Raw genomic sequence first — 18263 nt, forward strand, 5'->3', positions numbered from 1 at the left:
GGCTCCGTCGCCGGGCGGCGCGCCGAGGCCCCCCGCCTCACAGCCGAAACCCCCCGCCTCGCAAGCGAGTTCCGACAGAAGCAAGGGACGCAGAACGCGATGTCGATGCATGAGATCGAGGACCTGGTCGCGGACTCGGTACGCGTCCTCGACAGCCACGCCGCCCCGGACGATCCACGCGTCCGGGGCTGGTTCGCCGCGCTGTACGACTTCCAGAGCGGCTACGACTGCTCGTTCACGCACTTCCGCGTCCTCGACGCCCTGATGAGGCGCGGATACACGTACCGGTTCCCCATCGACGAGCATCCCGACTACGCCGCCCGGAACACGTACTTCGACGCACTGACCGAGTTCACGGGCCTGCGCGCGTACGACGAGGACGATCCCGCCTTCGCCGGATACGACGCCTGGCTGGAGGACGGCTACGTCGACCCGCCGTTCCTCTACTGCGACGCCGGAACCGCGCTGTGGCAGCGCATGGCCGCCCTCGGCCGGCTGAGCGGCCCCGATGCCGCGCCGCCGCACCGCGCTCCACTGATCGAGGCGGTCCGCGAAGTCGCCGTCGCCGCAGAGAAGGAGCACGACCACGACCTCATCGGGTCCTGGTACGCATGGGGCGCCGGCACCCTCCTCGGCGGCCCCACAGGCTGCCCCTTCGACGTCACCGAACTCGCCGGGATGCCCGCTGTACGGGACCTGCGCGCCGTGGTCGCCCGCACCGACGCCCTGGCCATCGCACAACGGTCGCCCTACGCGGTCCCGTTGGACTTCGCCGACGATCAGGACCTCGAAGGGTGGTGGTGGCGACTGTGATCCGTGGCGGACCGTTGGACCGCTGGCGGTGTCGTTCATGAGCGTCAGTCATATACCGGTGGTTTCGGGGGCTCGACCGGGACGGCCACTGGTCCGCTCGGCGATCCAACCCGCCATCGCCCGTACGCCGACGCCGATGGCGCGCTCGTCGGGGGAGAAGTCGGGGTAGTGCGGGTAGCTTCGAGTGATCGGGGCGCCAGGGCCTCGGACACCGAGGAAGGTGTACGTGCCGGGGATCCGGTTCAGGAAGAGGGCGAAGTCCTCGCCGCTGAAGGGCGGGAAGGCGGCGTGGAGCCCGATGACCTTGTCCCTGCCGACGGTGCGGCGCAGGTGGTGGGCGAGCGGGCGGGCGTCGCGCTCCGCGCAGATCAGGGCCGGGAACGGCTCCGCGGGGAAGCGCACTCCGGCCCCCGCATACGGCATGGTCAGTCGGCGAATGTCCGCGCGCACCTCCACGTACCGCTCCTGCGGCCAGCAACGAAAAGACACCCGCACCGTGGCGTCCTGCGCTGTTGCCCGAAGCGCGACGAACCGCGCCAGCGACCCGCCGGGGATCTGCGACTCGGCGATGAGACGCTCCAGGTCCGCCGGCGCCTGGGGCAGGGCCACGGTCGCGAGCGCGCCGATCTCCGCGGCCAAGCGCCGAGCGGCCTCGGGGGCGCCCGGACCGGAGAGGGTCACCTCCGCCTTGTCCTGGCCCGGCATCCCGTACCCACCCGTCACGGCGAGTCGGCCGACGGGAAAGGGCCCGCAGTGCAGCGCGTGAATCTCCTCGACGCGCTCTCGCTCCAGCACACCCGCGTCGATCATCGCGCGGGCACCGGACAGCGTCTCCTCGGCAGGCTGGAAAACGAAGACCGCCCTCCCGCTCAACTGCCGCCGCAGCCGGGCCAGGACACGCGCGACACCGACACCCACCGTGGTGTGGATGTCGTGACCGCAGTGATGGGCCGGCGCCGGACCGCCTCCGACGATGTCGGTGGGCGGCACCGCGTCCATGTCCGCCCGGTAGGCGACGGTCCGCCCCGGACGCGCGCCCTCCAGCACTCCGACAACGCCATGGCCGCCCACTCCGGTGGTGACCGCCAGCCCTGCCGAGCGCAGCTCCCGGGCCACCAGGGCAGCAGTGCGCCGCTCCTCCCCCGGGCCCTCGGGATGCTGATGGATGTCCCGCCGCAGCCGTATCAGCAAGCGGTCCAGGCGGGCCGCTTCGGCATCCACCGCCGCCTGCCGCACCGGCCCCCTCCAGCCACCCGCCACGGCCCTCCCCGTACCTGCCCACACCATCCCCGCGCCAGTCGCTGCCGTGCCGGCCAGCAGCGTACGGCGTGCGAGCCCGTGCTCTGTCAGACGATCCACCGGTTGCCTCCTCGCCCCATGTCGTTCTCCACGACACACGATCGCCGGGCACCGCCGGCGATGCCCATCCGGTGAACCACCCACTGGTGGTGGGGCTATCCGGAGAAGACCCGCCCGAACGGCACCGCTCCGGCTGCGACGACTCTGCGGCGCGGGACGTAGGTTCAAGCCCGCGGGGCGGCGTCGGTATCGGTGATCTCGGCGATCTCGGTAATCTCGGTAATCTCGGCGATCAAAGCCGCGACGCGAACCCCGATCTCGTCACGGATGGGGCGGACGGCCTCGACGCCCTGGCCCGCAGGGTCGTCCAGGGCCCAGTCCAGGTAGGTCTTGCCGGGAAAGACCGGGCAGGCGTCGCCGCAGCCCATGGTGATGACGTAGTCCGAGGCCTGCACGGCCTCGGGGGTGAGGACCTTGGGCCGGGCGGCGGAGATGTCGATTCCGGCTTCCCGCATGGCCTCGACCGCGGCGGGGTTGACCCGGTCGCCGGGGATCGACCCGGCGGAGCGCACCTCGACCCGGTCGCCCGCGAGGTGCTGGAGGAAGCCGGCGGCCATCTGTGAGCGCCCGGCGTTGTGGACGCACACGAACAGCACGGAAGCGAGCGGCACAGAGTCGAGCGGGGCGGAGTCGAGCGGGGCGGAGGGCATGCGTTCTTCCTTCACGAAGCGGAAGCTGGCGGTATGGGCGTCGAGGTGCTCGGCAGCCTGTCGAGCAGCGCGGTGACGCGGGTGTTGATGTCGTCGCGTATCCGACGGACCACGGCTATGGGGGCGTCGGCCGGATCCGGGACGGGCCAGTCCAGGTAGGTCTTGCCGAAGAGGACGGGGCAGGCGTCGCCGCAGCCCATCGTGATGACCACATCGGCGGCGGCAACGACCTCGTCGGCCAGGGGCTTGGGGTACGCCGCGGTGGGCGCGGCGCCCGCCTCGATGAGGACCTGCGCGACATAGGGTTCGATCCTGGCCGCCGGACGCGTGCCCGCGCAGGACACCGTGACCCGGTCGCCCGCACGGTGCCGCAGCAGCGCGGCGGCCAGCTGCGAGCGACCGGCATTGCGGCTGCACACGAACAGCACCCTCGGCAGCTTTCTAGCACCGCGCGGTGCCCGGACGTGGGCCAGGGCCTCAAGCCGCTCCGCGGTGAAACGCTCGGCCAGCACCGGCAGATAGGCCGTCACGGTGGCGGTCTCGGCGAGGCGACGGTAGGAGTCCGCGAGCACGGCCTGCACGGTCTGGGCGGAGAAGCGTCCGGCGAAGCGGGCGGCGAGGCGGGCCACGGAAACGGAAGCAGGGACCGGAACAGGAGCCGAAGCCGGGGCCGAAGTCGGGGCTGGGACGGGCGTCGAGGCAGGGACGGATCCAGGAGCGGCCCCAGGGACACGGTCAGGAACGCATCCAGGGACGGATCCAGGAACGGATTCAGGGACGGAGTGAGGCACGGATTCAGGGACGGAGGCGGCCAGGCGCGCTTCGGGCCGTGAGGGCGGCAAGGAGGGGGACGGGGCAGACATGAACGTGACGACCCTTCCGAAGCGAAGCATTCATAGGTCAGCCTGGACTGGTATCAGCCTCAGATGATGTGAGACTATCAGCCCATGCTGACATCAGTCGAGACTGAACTGATCCGGGTCCTCGCCGACCCCCTCAGACTGCGGGTCGTCACTCTGCTGGCCCGCGAAACGCTGTGCACCACGCACCTGGTGGAGGAGACCGGCGCCCGCCAGACGAACCTGTCCAACCATCTGAAGGTGCTGCGCGAGGCCGGAGTGGTGGAGACCGAGCCGTGCGGCCGCTTCACCTACTACCGGCTCAGGCCCGAGGTCATCGAGGTGCTGGCCGGGCAGTTCGCCACGCTCGCCGCAACCGCCCGCGCCCATGGCGACACCAAGCGGGCCTGCCCGTGACCCGCGACGCAGCACCCGCCACCGGGCCCGCCTCCGGCTCCGCCCCTGGACACGGGCGGGGTACGGCGCCCGGAACCGAGCCCGCACCCGGCCCCGGCCCCGGCCCCGGCCCCGGCCCCGGCCCCGGCCCCGGCCCCGGCCCCGGCGAGGAAACCTCAGTCGTCGCCAAACTCTCCACCCTCGACCGCTACCTGGCCGTATGGATCCTCATCGCCATGGCCACCGGCCTGGGCCTCGGCCGTCTCGTCCCCGGCATGGACGACGCCCTGGCAAAGGTCGAGATCAACGGGGTCTCCCTGCCGATCGCGCTCGGCCTGCTGATCATGATGTACCCGGTCCTGGCCAAGGTCCGCTACGACAAGCTGGACGCCGTGACCGGCGACCGCAGACTCATGGCGTCCTCGCTCGTCATCAACTGGATCCTCGGCCCCGCGGTCATGTTCGCCCTGGCATGGACCTTCCTGCCGGACCTGCCCGAGTACCGCACCGGGCTGATCGTCGTCGGCCTGGCCCGCTGCATCGCCATGGTCATCATCTGGAACGACCTGGCCTGCGGCGACCGCGAAGCAGCCGCCGTCCTGGTCGCCCTCAACAGCGTCTTCCAGGTCCTGGCCTTCGGCCTGCTCGGCTGGTTCTACCTCGACCTGCTCCCCGGCTGGCTGCACCTGGGCGACGGCGACCACCTGGACATCTCCATGGGGAAGATCGCGCTGAACGTCGTCATCTTCCTCGGCGTCCCGCTCCTCGCGGGCTTCCTCACCCGCCGCGTCGGCGAGCGGAAGATGGGGCGTGCGGCGTACGAGGGCCGCTTCCTGCCGAAGATCGGACCATGGGCGCTGTACGGGCTGCTGTTCACGATCGTCGTCCTCTTCGCCCTGCAAGGGAAGACGATCACTTCTCAGCCGCTGGACGTCGCCCGGATCGCGGTACCGCTGCTGGTCTACTTCGCGATCATGTTCTTCGGTACGTTCTGGCTCGGCAAGGCCCTGGGCCTCGCCTACGACCGCACCGCGACGCTCGCCTTCACCGCGGCGGGCAACAACTTCGAACTGGCCATCGCCGTCGCCATCGCCACCTTCGGCGTCACCTCGGGCCAGGCCCTGTCCGGCGTCGTGGGCCCCCTCATCGAAGTACCGGTGCTGATCGGCCTGGTCCACGTCGCGCTCGCCTGGCGCAGGAAGTTCACAGCCGCCGACCTGGTCACGGCTCCGTGAGTCGGCGTACGGACGTGGTGGTCGTCGGCGGCGGCCAAGCCGGGCTCGCCGCCGGCTACCACCTGCGCCGCCAGGGCCTGGACTTCGCCGTCCTGGACACCGCACCGGCGCCGGGCGGAGCCTGGCAGCACATGTGGGAGTCCCTGCGCCTGTTCTCCCCGGCCGAGCACTCCTCGCTGCCCGGCCGCCTCATGCCCACCCAGCCCGGCCAGGCGTATCCGGACGCCGCGCATGTCGTGGACTACCTCACCGACTACGAGAAGCGCTACGACCTGCCCGTCCACCACGGCGTCCGGGTGGAGGCCGTGCACCGCGACGGCGACCGGCTGCTGATCGAAACCGACTCCGGCAACTGGCGGGCCCGAGCGGTCATCAGCGCCACCGGCACCTGGTCGCGCCCCTTCGTCCCCGCCACCCCCGGCCGCGGCACCTTCGCCGGGCGCCAACTCCACACCGTGGGCTACCAGAACCCCGGTGGCTTCGCCGGGCAGCACGTCGTCGTGGTCGGCGGCGGGAACTCCGGCGCGCAGATCGCCGCCGACCTCACCCTGGACGGCCGTTCGGAGGTGACGTGGGCGACCCGGCGCCCGCCGCGCTTCCTGGCCGACGACATCGACGGGCGCGTCCTGTTCGACGTCGCGACCGCCCGCCGCCGTGCCCTGGACGCCGGCCGTGGTGACACCGGCGGGGTGGCGTCGCTGGGCGACATCGTCGCCGTCCCGCCCGTCCGCACCGCCCGCGACACCGGACACCTCCACGCACAGCCGATGTTCTCCCGCCTCACCGCCACCGGCATCCAGTGGGCCGACGGCACCGACGCCCGCGCGGACGCGATCATCTGGTGCACCGGCTTCCGCCCCGCACTGGCCCACCTCACCCCGCTCGACCTGCGCGGCCCACGCGGACACATCGCCACCGACGGCACCCGCGCCCTCGGAGAGCCACGACTGCACCTGCTCGGCTACGGCGACTGGACCGGCCCCGCATCCGCCACCCTCGTCGGCGTCGGACGGACAGCGCGCGATGCCGTCCGCGAGATCACGCAGCTCCACTGACCCCGGCCCGCTCGATGGCGCCGATCAGCGCCCCAAGCAGGGCGGAGGCAACGCAGCTCCGCCGCCGGCGGCGCGCTCACCACCCCCGATGCCCTGCAACACCGCCCTCACGATCAACCGGCTGTCAGGCCGCGGCGGGCAGCGTCAGCAGCTGCCCCATCGCGGCGAGCACCGACGCCTCGACCCGGTAGTACACCCAGGTGCCGCGCCGCTCGGAGGTGAGCAGCCCGGCCTCCTTCAGCTTCTTCAAGTGGTGGGAGACCGTGGGCTGGGAGACACCGACATCGGAGATGTCGCACACGCACGCCTCCCCACCCTCGTGGGAGGCCACGGCGGAGAACAGCCGCAGGCGGACCGGGTCACCGAGCGCCTTGAACATCCGCGCGGCCGCCTCGGCCTCCTCGGCGGTCATCGGACGCTCGGTCAGCGGCGGGCAGCACGGCACCACACCCTGGCCGTCGGACTCGACCAGCGGCAGCACTTTCGCATTCGACATATAGCTATGTTGACACATGTCGAAGCAGTGGCGAGAAGGGCGGCGCGAGGCGGCAGAGAGTACGACCTGGCCTCAGGGAGATCGGATCACCCCTCCGATTCGACATCCATCTATGTTGACGTCCATCGATACACATGTCACTCTAGGCGACGCGACACGACATCGACATACATCGAACCAAGCGAGGAGTCGCCGTGAACGAGCCAGCCACCGAGCTGCCCGTCGTCGTGATCGGAGCCGGACCCGTCGGACTTGCCGCCGCCGCCCACCTGCTCGACCAGGGACTCGAACCCCTGATCCTGGAGACGGGACCGGCTGCCGGCGCCGCAGTGCGCGCATGGGCACACGTACGCCTGTTCTCCCCGTGGGCCGAGGTCGTCGACCCGGCCGCCGAAAAGCTCCTCTCCCCCACCGGCTGGAACCACCCCGACCCCACCTCGTACCCCTCCGGCGGGGACTGGGCCGAGCTGTATCTCCAGCCCCTCGCCGACGTCCTCGGCGACCGCGTCCGCTTCGGTGCCCGGGTCACCGGCGTGTCCCGCGCCGGCCGGGACCGGATGGTGGACGCCGACCGCGAGCGCAGGCCCCTCACCGTCCACACCGCCCACGCCGACGGGCACGAGGAGCGGATCCTCGCCCGCGCCGTCATCGACGCCTCCGGCACCTGGTGCACACCCGGCCCGGCCGGGGGCGACGGCCTGCCCGCCCTCGGCGAGGGGGCAGCCACCGACCGGATCACCTACCGCGTCCCGGACCTCTGGGACCCAACTGCCCGCGCCCGGTACGCAGGAAAGACGACCGCCGTCATCGGCTCCGGCGCCTCCGCCTTCACCGCCCTCGCCGGTCTCGCCGACCTCGCCGAGTCCAGCGACGGGGCGGGTACCAAGGCCGTGTGGGTCCTGCGCCGCGGTATCTCCGGCTCCACCTTCGGGGGCGGCGACGCCGACCAGCTCCCCGCCCGCGGCGCCCTCGGCCTGGCCGCGAAGGCCGCCGTCGACCGGGGACACGCGCAGGCGGTCACGGGCTTCCGCACCGAAGCCGTCGAGCGCGCCGCCAATCGGCGTCTGGTCCTGGTCGACGAGGACGGACGCCGCCTCGAACCGGTCGACGAAATGATCGTCCTGACCGGCTTCCGCCCCGATCTCACCTTCCTCGACGAACTGCGCCTCGGCCTCGACGAACGCCTCCAGGCCCCCGTCGCCCTCGCCCCGCTGATCGACCCCAACCAGCACTCCTGCGGCACTGTCTACCCTCACGGCCACCGAGAACTGTCCCACCCCGAACGCGGCGTGTACCTCGTCGGAATGAAGTCGTACGGCCGCGCCCCGACCTTCCTCGCGATGACCGGCTACGAACAGGTCCGCTCCGTCGCCGCCGCCCTGGCCGGTGACCTCGACGCCGCCGACCGCGTCGAACTCTCCCTCCCCGAAACCGGAGTCTGCGGCGGCGCGGGCCTCTTCGACACTCCCGACCCCCAACAGCCCGCCGGCATCGGCTGCTGCGCTCAGGACGCGCAGACGGGGCGGTCCGGTTGATTCGGCCAGTACATGGAGCGGTCAACCGTAGTGAGGTACCGGTGAATGAAGCGGCATATCTTCCGCGGATGGACGCGGCAACGGTCGTACTGTGGCCGACGGCAACGGTCGGTACTGTGGCCAGCGACAACGGTCGGTACTCACGCCTGCCAGCACAGCAGGCGTGAGGTCCACGGCGAGTCGTGCGATCGACCCGGCTGCTGGGTCCAACGGCTTCTCTCGACGCCCCACGCGGTCCCCTCGTAGCTCCGCACGCGTTTGTCCGCGTCACGCGGCATTTCAGCAGACTCGCTCCGCGGGTGGCGGCCTCGCCGTCGAAGCTCGGCCGGCCGTCACGCTCGCCGAGTCGACACCGATCCGCCACGCCACGCCACGGAATTGCTGCGCGGCACGGAAAGGGGCTGCTCATCAATCCCCCGGGGCCCGAAGCTGGTGCGCGGCGGGGAGGACACCGCCCTGTCCGGACCCGGTCACGCCGGCTGCGCGTGCCCCGTGACCGTGACGATTGACGCGATCGAGGTCCAGGCCGTGAGTTCACGACCTCGCGCTCTGCCGAGCAGAGCCGGAAGGAAGAGGAACTATGCCCAACCCGGCGTGTGGACGCCCGTCGCCCCGGCCCCGGGCCTGCGGCAGTGCTGAGTTCGCCCGGTGCGTGAGCGGGGCCGCCCACCTCGCTGACACAACCACGACCGGCTCACACACAGGTTCGCTCACACACAGAGAAGAGGAAGCAATGCGGTCTTCCCTGACAAAGATCCTTGTCGGCACTTCCGCCATTCTCGACATCGCCTCCAGGGGCCTGGAGGGTGCAAGGCGCCAGCTCCGCGACGCCGCCGCAGAACGGCGGCAGAGTCGGGGCGAGCATCCGCCACGACATCGCGGCCCGGACAGGGAACCGCCTCGGCCCTGACCCGGTGCACAGGCCTTGCACTCCGCCCCGCCAGGTCGCGCGAAGTCCGGTTGGCAAGTGACCCTGAGCACGACCTGCACGCGGGCAGGGACGGTCTGCAGTGGGTGGTCAGCGCGTATCTGCTGGCCAGCGGCACGCTGATGCTGGGGGTGGGGCGGCTCGGCGACCTGTTCGGCCGAAGACGGCTCCTGGTCGCGGGACTTGTCGTGTTCGGCAGGTCCTCGTCGGCCCGCAAGCTCGCACCGACCCTGTCCGTGCTCGTGGGTGCCCGGGTGGCCCAGGGCGCCGGAGCCGCGCTGATCATGCCGGTGGGGCTGTCCCTGCTCAACAACGTCCACCCGGAGGAACTGCGCGGCCGTGCCACCGGCTGGGCCCTGGGAATCGGCGGGACCGCCACCGCCTGCGGCCCGTTCGTCGACGCCGCCCTGACCGAGTCCGTGTCTTCGTCGGCGCCGGCCTGACCGAGTCCCCGTCCTGGCGTGCCGTGTTCTGGCTCAACGTCCCACTCGCCGCGCTCGGCGCGGTCTGTGCCTCACGTACCGCCGAGAGCTACGACAGCACCACAACGACAGCACCACAGCGTCCCGCAGCGTCGACTGGGCAGGAGTGGCGTGTGCCACGGGCGCGCTCGCCACGCTCTGCGTCGTCATCGACGGCGGTCCGCAGTGGCCGTGGCCCATCGCGTCGGCGGGCCTCCTGGTCACGGCAGCGTTGCTGATCCTGTTCGTACGGCACGAGCGGGTCGCGCCCCGTCCGCTAGTGGAGCTCAGCCTCTTCCGCAACGAGCCGTACGTGGCACTCACCCTGGCCGGTGCCGCGGCCAACACCGCCACCGTGATGTTCTTGTTCGTCGTACCCCTGACGCTCCAGGGCCAGTGGCGGCTGCCGGTCGTCCCTGCGGGCGTCGTGTTCCTCGCACCCGCGCCGGCCATGGCGGTTGCCGGGCCGATCGCCGGGCGGGTGCCACCGTCCACCGCAGCGCGGCTGATGGCCGGCTGCTGGCGCGCGGGAGCCCTCGTTCTGGCGTGCCTTGCCCACACCGCCTCTCTTCCCTTGTACGTGGCTGCGGCCACCCTGGGCGGCGCGGCCCTCGGAGTGGCCAACTCCCTGACGCTGATCGCCACCCAGGCAGTGATCCGGCCGGAGCGGGCCGGAGAAGCGTCGGGGGTCACCAAGACGGCCGTCACGGTGGCCGCCGGTCTCGGCGTCGGACTGGCCGGGGCCGTCACCGACCGGAGCGGCGGTGTTGGTGCGCAGACTGCCGCCGATTCGGCACTGCTCATCACAGCATCGGGCTGTACGGCCGGGTGTGTGGTCCTCGCCGTGTGGATCAGGCTGCGGGCGGGTGCGATGCGGACACCGTCGGGGAGACCGGGGGTATGACTTCATCGCGCGGACGGGGCTGTCGGGCGTCTTCGCCCGTCTCCCGCACTCGGCGGCCTTCACCTCCGCGGTCCGGCAGGAGTGAATCGCATTCAATAGCTCTCGCAAATTCCCTGCCGGTATTAACTTGCAGGTGCATCCGGGATCATCCGGAATCACAGACTCCGGAGCCTGAATCTTCACCCCTGAGGGTGAAATCATCTGATATTCAACGGGCCGGTAGGTGACCGTCGAAGCGCGAACAGTTGACGACGGAACGTCCCTTACCCGCGTAATCGCTCATTATCGGTCACATGCGAGCACATGAAGGCAATCCTGAAACGAAACCGCAGCCAGAACTGGTTACATCCCAGGCGTGCCGACTTGACTCGGGCCCAGCGGCGCCCCTCCCAGTCCTTTTCCCAAAATTCGGCTCCGTGTGAGCGCTGACGAGAATCGCTTTCGTGCACACATGGGTGATGTACATTCGCTGAACTCCCGCCCCCCATACGGAGCAGCGGGTGTGAGGAAACGAAACAGCCCCGGAGTGCTTCCGCGCTCCAGGGCTGTCGATCAAGCAAGGAGAAACCATGCGTGATCCGTCACGCCGCGGACCTTTCACAATGATCTCGGCGTTACGTAGGGGAATTGTGCCGCACGCCTTTCGCCGCCGAACTGGCGGGTGGGCGTGGCCGGTGGCGGTGGTCGTCCTCGCCGTGTGCGGGAGCATCCTCGCGCTGCTGTGGATCGGAGGACCGCGGGCCTTGGACGCGGTCTCGCAGACGGTGGGACTGGTGGCCGCGATCGTCACTCTGGCCACGGTGATCGGGGGCGTGGCCGTGCCTCGGTGCCGGTGCCGCAACCGGCGGCGTCAGCGGCGCCGTTGAGGGCGGCGGGCTCGACTCTGTGACCACTGACGTGCTGTGCGATTACTGGCGTGCGGTGTGACCACCGGCGTCGGGGTGATCACCGACATGCGGTGGGGCCACTGGCACGCAGTGGGACCACTGGCATGGGTGTGACCACCGGCATGGGTGGGGTGCCGCGGAGTTCTCTGTGTGGCACCCCACAGCTTCGGCGAACTCGAGGAGGCCCGGCATGGAGCCGGTGCGTTTTGTTCAGTGCCTCTTCTGCGGCAAGGATCTGAAGCAGGGGGGCGGCCCTGGACGGCGCCGGGAGTACTGCGATCGTTCGTGTCGGCGCCGCGCCCAGCTGCGCCGGGAGCGTGAGACGGCCGCGCAGTCACCGGTGCGCTTCGGCGCGGGCGCCGCCGAACGGCTGCAGTCGCTCACGGACCAGCTCGTGCGACTCGCCTCGTGTGACGCGCCGCTGGAGCAGTTGCTCAGAGGCGTGGCGGATGCCTCGGCCGCCCTCCAACGGCTGACGGCAGCCGTGGTGCACGACGCCCGCCAGGACGGTCAGGAGTGGGATGCCATCGCACGGGCCGCCGGCATCAGCACCCCCAGCGCCCGCAGCGTGTTCAGCCACAACCGCCTGGTCGAACTGCTCTCGGAGCGGCCGACGTTGCCGCAGTCGCACGGCGCGTGGCTGCTGAGGACGGACCCGCACGGGCACAGCGGAGCCAGCGGCCGGAGTGGACGCAGCGATCACGGTGGTCGAGGTGGCCTGGCGTCGGCTCTGAGCTGTCTGCACGGCGCGAGTGGCATGTCGGTGACCAGGGCTGCCGAGGCGTGCGGTCTGACCGTCGAGGAGCTGGGGTTGGTGTTGTCGGGTGCGTGGACACCGCCGTGGCCGGTGGTGCGCAAGCTGGCGGTGACCGTGCAGGCCCGGCCCGAAGAGCTTCAAGGGCTGTGGCTGGCGGCCAACGACAGTGCGAGTACTGCGGCTTGGCCGTCATTGCAGACGGCCTCCCGACGCCTGCGTGATCACCTGCGGGGCCTGTACCTGGCTGCCGGGCGGCCGTCCCTGCGGCAGATCGTGTGGCCCGCGGACGTCACAGCCCTGGATGTGCGGGCCGTGCTGGAGGGCAGGCGTACGCCCGGCTGGCCACTCACCGCGGGCATCGCCCAGGGGCTCGGCGCACCGACGGCGCCGGTACGCGCCATCTGGCAGGAGGTCCACTACGCCCTGCTCACGACACCGGACCCGCTGCCGCTCCATGGAGCGACGACTCAGCCCACAGACCCGGCCTCCGCTTCCTCCCCCTCTGCTCCTTCCTCCCCCTCTGCTCCTTCCTCGCCCTCCTCCTTCGTCATCCACCTGTGAACTCAACGCACCCGGAGTCCTTCGTGTTCTCCTGTCTTCCCGCTCCCCCCGCTCTGGACGCCCCTCAAGTCGCAGGGTCGCGCCGCCTGGAGTACGACGCGTTCTGCGAACTGGCGCTCATGCCCTACCTGCGCTTCGCCCGGGTCCGCCTCGGGGACTTCTTCCTGGCTCTGCAAGTCGTCCACAGCACCTTCGTCGACCTCGCCAAGGAGTGGGACAGAGCGCTGAACGGACCCAGCGCTCCGGCCGCTGCCTGGGAGCTGTTACAAGCGACCATGGACCGCTGCCGGCCATCGGCGCCGCGCCGCCCGACAGCCCTGTCCGGCCCGCACGACATGATCGTTCTCCACTGCGTGCTGGGCTGCTCCATCCGTTCCATCGCCCATCTACGGGGCCTGGAGACGTCCGAGATCGCAGCCCGGCTGGCCTTCGCACGACGCTCGGCACGGCCCACATCGCCCTGCCGCGCCCGCCACGCCTGCCTCCCGACGTTCTAGCCCCTCTCTCACCACACACATAACATCTGCCCCTCGTACTCCTTCACTTCCCGCTCCCCACCATCCACTCCCCACTCCCACTCACCGGAACGCCGCGCCGCTCGCCCACGGGGCGCGCGACGGGCGCCTGCACAGGCGGATGCCCTGCCCCGTGGTGCGCCGCTTCGCGATTCTCACCGCCCGAGTGCCGCTATTCCGCCCATCCTCACCCGAAGTGGTGATCACTTCCGCTGGCCGCGCGGTCAACTGGCTCTATACGATGGCTAGTTACCGCACAGTTCCGAGGCGAAGCCGCGAGGGGGGACGAGTGGACCAAGGGGAGCAATCCATTTCTCACGTCATCGATGTGGAGACGCCCAGCGTTGCTCGGATGTACGACTGGCTGCTGGGAGGCATCGACAACTACAAAGCGGATCGGGACGCGTGCCAGATCCTGCTGGAGATCGCACCCAGTACCAAGGCCCTGGCAGTGAACAACCGGGCCTTCCTCCGGCGGGTCGTGAAGGTACTGGCACAGGAGTACGGCATCCGCCAGTTCCTCGACCACGGCTCGGGGCTGCCGACACGTGACAATGTGCATGAGGTGGCGCAGCGTGTCGCAACCGACGCGCGTGTGGTGTACGTGGACAACGACCCGATCGTCCTGGCGCACGGCCGCACCCGTCTGGTCGAGAACGACAGGACGGCCATCGTCCAAGCCGACATGCGGGACACCGACGGCATCTTCCGGCACTCCGATGTCACCCGGCTCATCCGCCGCGACGAGCCGACCGCCGCGCTGTTCGTCTCGGTCACGCACTGCCTCAAGGACCACGAGGTGCAGCCGATGATCGACGCGGTCAAGGAGCGTCTTGCACCGGGCAGCTTCATGGTGATCTGTCAGCTCGTGAGCGAGCACGAGAAGGTCCGTGAGGACGTCACCGCCCTGATGGCCGATGCCACCGGCGGCAACTGGGGCCGGGTCCGCGAGGAGGACGACGTCCGCGGCTATCTGCGAGGCCTGGACCTCATCGAGCCGGGCCTGCGCGATGTGACCGACTGGCGGCCCGACCGCGAAGTCCATCCCCGCCAGCACGTCGACGACTGGGTGGAGTGGGGCGGCGTCGGCCGCCTGCCCTGACCCGCCCCGGCCTCGCCGGGATCCTCCGGCGAGGCCACAGGACGCGCACACCTGCCGCAGCCCTCGCACCAGGTCCGCCCCTGTGCCTGTGCCTGTGCCAGCTCGTGTTTCCGCCCCTGTGCCTGTGCCGGCTCGCGCTTCTGCTCCTGCGCCTGTGCCTGTGCCTGTGCCTGCTAGTGCTTATGCTCCTGCTCGTGCCTCTGCTCCTGCTCCCGCTCGCACGCTGCCTCAGGTGGCAGATCCGCTGGCACGTTTCCTCTCCAGGCTCACCGAGCGCTCGATGCACTCGTCGAGGAGGTCCAGGTTCCGGGGGTAGGCAACCGCCTTGTGCATCAGCTCCGTCAGCATGGTCCGGTACTGATCGACCTTGCCGGGCTCCGTGACATACTCCGCGCTCTCCATCAGCTCGACGTAGACGATCTCGGACGGGCCGCCGTCCTGCATCCGCAGATGCGTCACCGGAAAGCTTGGGGCAAGGCTCGTGCCGTCGTCCTCGAACGGCAGGACGCCCACGCTCACGTGCGCCTCGTCCACGTCGGCGAACTTCCGCAGATGCTCGAGCTGTCGCCGCATCACCGTCGGTCCGCCCACCTGGCGGCGCAGCACTCCCTCGTCGAGGACGACCACGAGCTCCGGCCGCTGCGGGCTGCGGAACAGCTCGGCCCGGTCCATGCGATCACGTACATAGCGGTCCACGGTGGCCTCGTCGGCCGTGGGCATGGCCGCCTTCACCAGCACGCGTGCGTAGTCCTTGATCTGCAGAAGGCCGGGCACCACATGGTTCTCGTACACGAAGATGCGGGACGCGGAGCCCTCGAGCGAGATCAGCCGCCGCAGGAAGCCGGGGGTCACGTCGCTGTAGCGGTGCCCCTTCGTCTCGGTGCGGATCTGGCGCAGCAGGCCGTGGACGTCGTCGAACTTCTCCTCGGGCACCTTGTAGTGCCGTACCAGGTCCCAGACGTCCCGCTCCTTGGCCGGGCTCTCCCCGCGTTCCAGCCGGCTGATCTTCGACGAGGAGCCACGGATCAGGAGGGCCGCCTCCTGCAAGGTCAGACCCTGGTCCTTGCGGGCGAGCCGCAGGAAGTCCCCCAGCAGTCGCGATGCCGCGCCGCGGGACTGCGCCGGCACCTGCTGCTGGGCAGGGGCCGACGCCTCGCGGCGTGCGGGGCCAGCGGACATGCGAACTCCTCGTGATCTGGCGGCAGTTGCCAGTGTTTCACTGTGGAGCACGCATGTCCGGCGGATCAACCGCTGGCCACGGCTGATCCAGGGGATCCTCGGTCCCTCAGGCGGCCGACGCCGTCAGCCCGTCGAAGTCACCGGCACGCGCTCCCGTCACGAAGGCACTGATCTCAGCGGCGGTGAAGACCAGCGCGGGCCCGTCGGGGAAACGGGAGTTGCGCAGCGCGACACCGCCGTCGGGCAGCGAGGCGAGCTCCACACAGTTGCCCGTCCCGTTGCTCGCCTCGCTCTTGATCCACTGCTCCGACGGAATCGTGCTCGCCGGGACCCCGTTCTCGTACGGCACAGATCGCATATCTCGACACCTCTTCCATTGCCGGACCGCCCCACGCCTCCACCAGAGGAAGCGCCTCACAGCCACGCACGCATTCCCATGCGAGGCCACGGCCTTTTCCCATCTGCAAGTCAGAGAGACGAGCAGGTGGGAAGAATGCTAGGCAACTGCCACCGGCATGTAAGTCCCCCGTACGGGTGCTACGGCCGCACGCGCGGCAGACAGTGACGGGCGGGAAACAAGCCCCCCACGCGTCAGGTATCCACCCGTCCCTCCAGGCGGACGGTCACGGTGTCCCCCTCCTCCTTCCCGATCGCTCTGCGCACGTCCGCCTTCACCGGCAGCTTGTGCGTGCCGTCCCCCAGGGCCATGAACGCGCTCTGGAACGGGTGGCCGTCGATCCTGCCCCGGACCTTCACCAGGCCGCGGGTACCGAAGAACGCGACCGACTCGGGCCACACGACGTAGGTCCAGCCGCCCTTGTTCGGGCTCTTCTGCAACGTCGCCGTGAACTGTTTGTCCATCACGGATACCGCCTTTCGGAAGCTTTCGATGTCGAGCTCTTCAAGGGAGGAGTCGAGTGCCTTCTGCCGAAGGTCAGACGCCGCCGGGCGGGAAAACTCATCGGCGGTGGCGCCGCACCGCCGCGACCAGGCCTTCTCGGGGGTCACAGCAGGAACACGGGGTTCATCACCGCGTCGTCGATGTCGTCGAAGAGTCGGGGGATGACGCGTGCGACCTCACGCAGTCGGTCCTGTGCCTCGTCGGCCATGTCGATCCACTCGACCGCCTGCCAGTACAGCGCTTCCTCGTCGGTGGCCGTCGCCACTCCCACCAGGTCCATCCCGATCTTCCCGAACCGGTCGGCGGCCGTTGCGATGAGGTCGCCCGACTCGGCCTTCGACAGCCTGCGCAGGTCCAAGCCGTACTCGAGAGTGGTCAGGCACCTGTGGATCTCGTCCAGGTGCGATGCGAGAGCACGACGTACCCCTGGGATGATGTCTCCGGGCGGCGCTGCGCCTGACTCCGCCTGCAGCCGGCCGACGGTCAGCAGCACGTCGCGGGTCGTGTGGAGGATGTCGGCGAGCCGCGTGCTCGGAGCGAGCGGCGGATCGTCCTTCGGGGGCGGCTGAAGTACGGGCTCCTCCGACGCCGACGGCTTCTGCGGCACCGACGGCGTCCGCGAGGTCCGTGACGTCTGCGGTGTCTGCCGTGTCTGCGGCGTCTGCGGCGTCTGCGACGTCCGGGCGGCGGGGGCGGAGAAGTGCGTCAGCCCGATGGCGATGTCCAGGCCGTCGGTCACGGCGCCGAGCACGGAACGGTCCGCTTGGGAGAGCAGAGCGTCGAGTTCGCGGTCGCTGTGGTCGTGGTTCACTTCTGCGCACCTCCCTGGGTGAGGCCCAGTACTGCTTTGAGCCGGGCTCGTGCCCGGCCGAGGTTCTGCCGTACGGCGTCCGGCTTCATGTCCAGGGCGTGTGCGATCTCCGCTGTGCCGTAGCCGTCGAGGTGCCAGGCCATGACGCGGCGCGGCTGGGGCGGTAGCGAGGCCAGTGCCTCGTACACCCGTAACTCCTCCTCCTTGATCTCCACGGCGCGCAACGGGCAGGAGGGGGAGAGGGTTTCGGGTGGGGTGTCGGTGAGCTCGCGGCACCGTGCCTCCCTGCGCAGGAAGTGCCGGTAGGCGACCGTGCGCAGCCAAGCCCCCGGATGCGTCAGGCGCGGCCAGAGCGCGTAGGCCTCGGTGAACGCCGACTGGGCGGCCTCTGCCGCCTCGTGCGGCTCCGCCCCCAGCCTCATCAGGTGGCGTACGAGGCGGCTCAGGTGCCGGGCGTAGAAGAGGGAGAAGTCCACGGGCTCGGGCGCGGTGACGGGCCCGAGCGCGGGAGGGGAGGCGGAGCGGGTCGTGCCTGCTCGGGCCGTGTGCACGTCATCCACGTCCGCCTCCGCCGATCTCGACGCGCACCTCTTCCCCGGCGCGCCGTTCCAGCAACACGCTTCCCGGCGGGAGAGCGCGGACGCGCTCGCTGGTGCCCTGCTGCCGCAGTCGCGCCAGTCTGACCCGGGTACGGTCACGCATCAGTGCATACATCAGCCTGCCCGCAACCAGGCACAGCGTCGCGCTCAGCGCCACAGCCGCTTCGAGCATCCGGGACCCCCTCGTTGTCGCTCCCGCCCGGGGTGCGTCGTGCACCCGGTCGTAAGGGAGTGCGTTGGGGGCCTCGAATCGTGACAGTGGCCTGTGTGACCTGCCCGG

General features: G+C 70.2%; 20 protein-coding genes. 10 read left to right on the forward strand and 10 right to left on the reverse strand.

The genetic code is table 11. The features are described 5' to 3' along the window. Positions 1-99: 99 nt before the first annotated feature. A complete protein-coding gene (locus GPA10_RS37745; protein WP_157169360.1) occupies positions 100-813 on the forward strand; it encodes a hypothetical protein in 714 nt (237 codons plus the stop codon). A gap of 48 nt (positions 814-861) precedes the next feature. Here GPA10_RS37745 and GPA10_RS37750 read toward each other — a convergent pair whose 3' ends face one another. From GPA10_RS37750 to GPA10_RS43140, 3 genes are all read right to left on the reverse strand, one after another. Beyond that, positions 862-2100, reverse strand: a complete 1239-nt coding sequence (locus GPA10_RS37750) for a M20 metallopeptidase family protein (RefSeq protein WP_157169426.1) — start codon at positions 2098-2100, stop codon at positions 862-864. 236 nt (positions 2101-2336) lie between these two features. Next, positions 2337-2822 (reverse strand): arsenate reductase ArsC, encoded by a 486-nt coding sequence (locus GPA10_RS37755; protein WP_157169361.1) that lies wholly within the window; start codon positions 2820-2822, stop codon positions 2337-2339. A gap of 11 nt (positions 2823-2833) precedes the next feature. Beyond that, positions 2834-3451, reverse strand: coding sequence for an arsenate reductase ArsC (locus GPA10_RS43140; protein WP_343041768.1), 618 nt, complete (start codon positions 3449-3451; stop codon positions 2834-2836). 318 nt (positions 3452-3769) lie between these two features. Between GPA10_RS43140 and GPA10_RS37765 the strand changes: the two genes are divergently transcribed. From GPA10_RS37765 to GPA10_RS37775, 3 genes are read left to right on the forward strand one after another with little or no spacing between them, the layout of a single operon-like run. Continuing rightward, entirely contained in the window at positions 3770-4078 is a 309-nt protein-coding gene (locus GPA10_RS37765; RefSeq protein WP_157169363.1) for an ArsR/SmtB family transcription factor, read from the forward strand. After that, entirely contained in the window at positions 4075-5292 is a 1218-nt protein-coding gene (arsB, locus tag GPA10_RS37770) for an ACR3 family arsenite efflux transporter (RefSeq protein ID WP_343041769.1), read from the forward strand. The genes GPA10_RS37765 and arsB overlap by 4 nt, the downstream gene beginning before the upstream one ends. Next, a complete protein-coding gene (locus tag GPA10_RS37775) occupies positions 5289-6347 on the forward strand; it encodes an ArsO family NAD(P)H-dependent flavin-containing monooxygenase (protein WP_343041770.1) in 1059 nt (352 codons plus the stop codon). Before arsB ends, GPA10_RS37775 begins: the two co-directional genes overlap by 4 nt. A gap of 124 nt (positions 6348-6471) precedes the next feature. On the opposite strand, the gene GPA10_RS37780 is transcribed toward GPA10_RS37775, so the two are convergent. After that, positions 6472-6843 (reverse strand): ArsR/SmtB family transcription factor, encoded by a 372-nt coding sequence (locus GPA10_RS37780; RefSeq protein ID WP_157169364.1) that lies wholly within the window; start codon positions 6841-6843, stop codon positions 6472-6474. 194 nt (positions 6844-7037) lie between these two features. On the opposite strand from GPA10_RS37780, the gene GPA10_RS37785 reads away from it, so the two are divergent. The 6 genes from GPA10_RS37785 (at position 7038) to GPA10_RS37805 (ending at position 14493) form a co-directional block, all read left to right on the forward strand. Further along, positions 7038-8378, forward strand: coding sequence for an NAD(P)-binding domain-containing protein (locus GPA10_RS37785; RefSeq protein ID WP_343041771.1), 1341 nt, complete (start codon positions 7038-7040; stop codon positions 8376-8378). 960 nt (positions 8379-9338) lie between these two features. Next, positions 9339-9749 (forward strand): MFS transporter, encoded by a 411-nt coding sequence (locus tag GPA10_RS43145; protein ID WP_246260464.1) that lies wholly within the window; start codon positions 9339-9341, stop codon positions 9747-9749. A 145-nt stretch (positions 9750-9894) separates the two neighbouring features. Then, entirely contained in the window at positions 9895-10671 is a 777-nt protein-coding gene (locus tag GPA10_RS37790) for an MFS transporter (protein ID WP_343041772.1), read from the forward strand. A 1077-nt stretch (positions 10672-11748) separates the two neighbouring features. Then, positions 11749-12876: a hypothetical protein gene (locus tag GPA10_RS37795; RefSeq protein WP_157169365.1), complete on the forward strand. Its 1128-nt coding sequence runs from the start codon at positions 11749-11751 to the stop codon at positions 12874-12876. Further along, the gene (locus GPA10_RS37800) at positions 12873-13373 is read left to right on the forward strand and encodes a hypothetical protein (RefSeq protein ID WP_157169366.1); all 501 of its coding nucleotides are present in this window, start codon (positions 12873-12875) and stop codon (positions 13371-13373) included. The genes GPA10_RS37795 and GPA10_RS37800 overlap by 4 nt, the downstream gene beginning before the upstream one ends. A gap of 307 nt (positions 13374-13680) precedes the next feature. Beyond that, positions 13681-14493: an SAM-dependent methyltransferase gene (locus GPA10_RS37805; RefSeq protein WP_343041773.1), complete on the forward strand. Its 813-nt coding sequence runs from the start codon at positions 13681-13683 to the stop codon at positions 14491-14493. A gap of 228 nt (positions 14494-14721) precedes the next feature. Here the strand turns inward: GPA10_RS37805 and GPA10_RS37810 are convergent, their stop codons facing one another. The 6 genes from GPA10_RS37810 to GPA10_RS37835 form a co-directional block, all read right to left on the reverse strand. Further along, positions 14722-15672, reverse strand: coding sequence for a helix-turn-helix domain-containing protein (locus GPA10_RS37810; protein ID WP_157169367.1), 951 nt, complete (start codon positions 15670-15672; stop codon positions 14722-14724). Positions 15673-15778: 106 nt separating this feature from the next. Beyond that, entirely contained in the window at positions 15779-16030 is a 252-nt protein-coding gene (locus GPA10_RS37815) for a DUF397 domain-containing protein (RefSeq protein WP_157169368.1), read from the reverse strand. A gap of 233 nt (positions 16031-16263) precedes the next feature. Beyond that, the gene (locus GPA10_RS37820) at positions 16264-16533 is read right to left on the reverse strand and encodes a DUF1905 domain-containing protein (protein WP_157169431.1); all 270 of its coding nucleotides are present in this window, start codon (positions 16531-16533) and stop codon (positions 16264-16266) included. A gap of 143 nt (positions 16534-16676) precedes the next feature. Beyond that, the gene (locus tag GPA10_RS37825) at positions 16677-17384 is read right to left on the reverse strand and encodes a DUF6099 family protein (RefSeq protein ID WP_157169369.1); all 708 of its coding nucleotides are present in this window, start codon (positions 17382-17384) and stop codon (positions 16677-16679) included. Further along, complete coding sequence (locus GPA10_RS37830; RefSeq protein ID WP_343041774.1) at positions 17381-17944, reverse strand: RNA polymerase sigma factor; 564 nt, start codon at positions 17942-17944, stop codon at positions 17381-17383. The genes GPA10_RS37825 and GPA10_RS37830 overlap by 4 nt, the downstream gene beginning before the upstream one ends. Continuing rightward, on the reverse strand, positions 17937-18155 hold the full coding sequence (locus tag GPA10_RS37835; RefSeq protein WP_058850633.1) for a hypothetical protein: 219 nt from the start codon (positions 18153-18155) through the stop codon (positions 17937-17939). The genes GPA10_RS37830 and GPA10_RS37835 overlap by 8 nt, the downstream gene beginning before the upstream one ends. Between the last annotated feature and the right edge of the window lie 108 nt (positions 18156-18263).

It is taken from the genome of Streptomyces typhae (assembly GCF_009755605.1).
Classification (GTDB): Bacteria; Actinomycetota; Actinomycetes; order Streptomycetales; family Streptomycetaceae; genus Streptomyces; species Streptomyces typhae.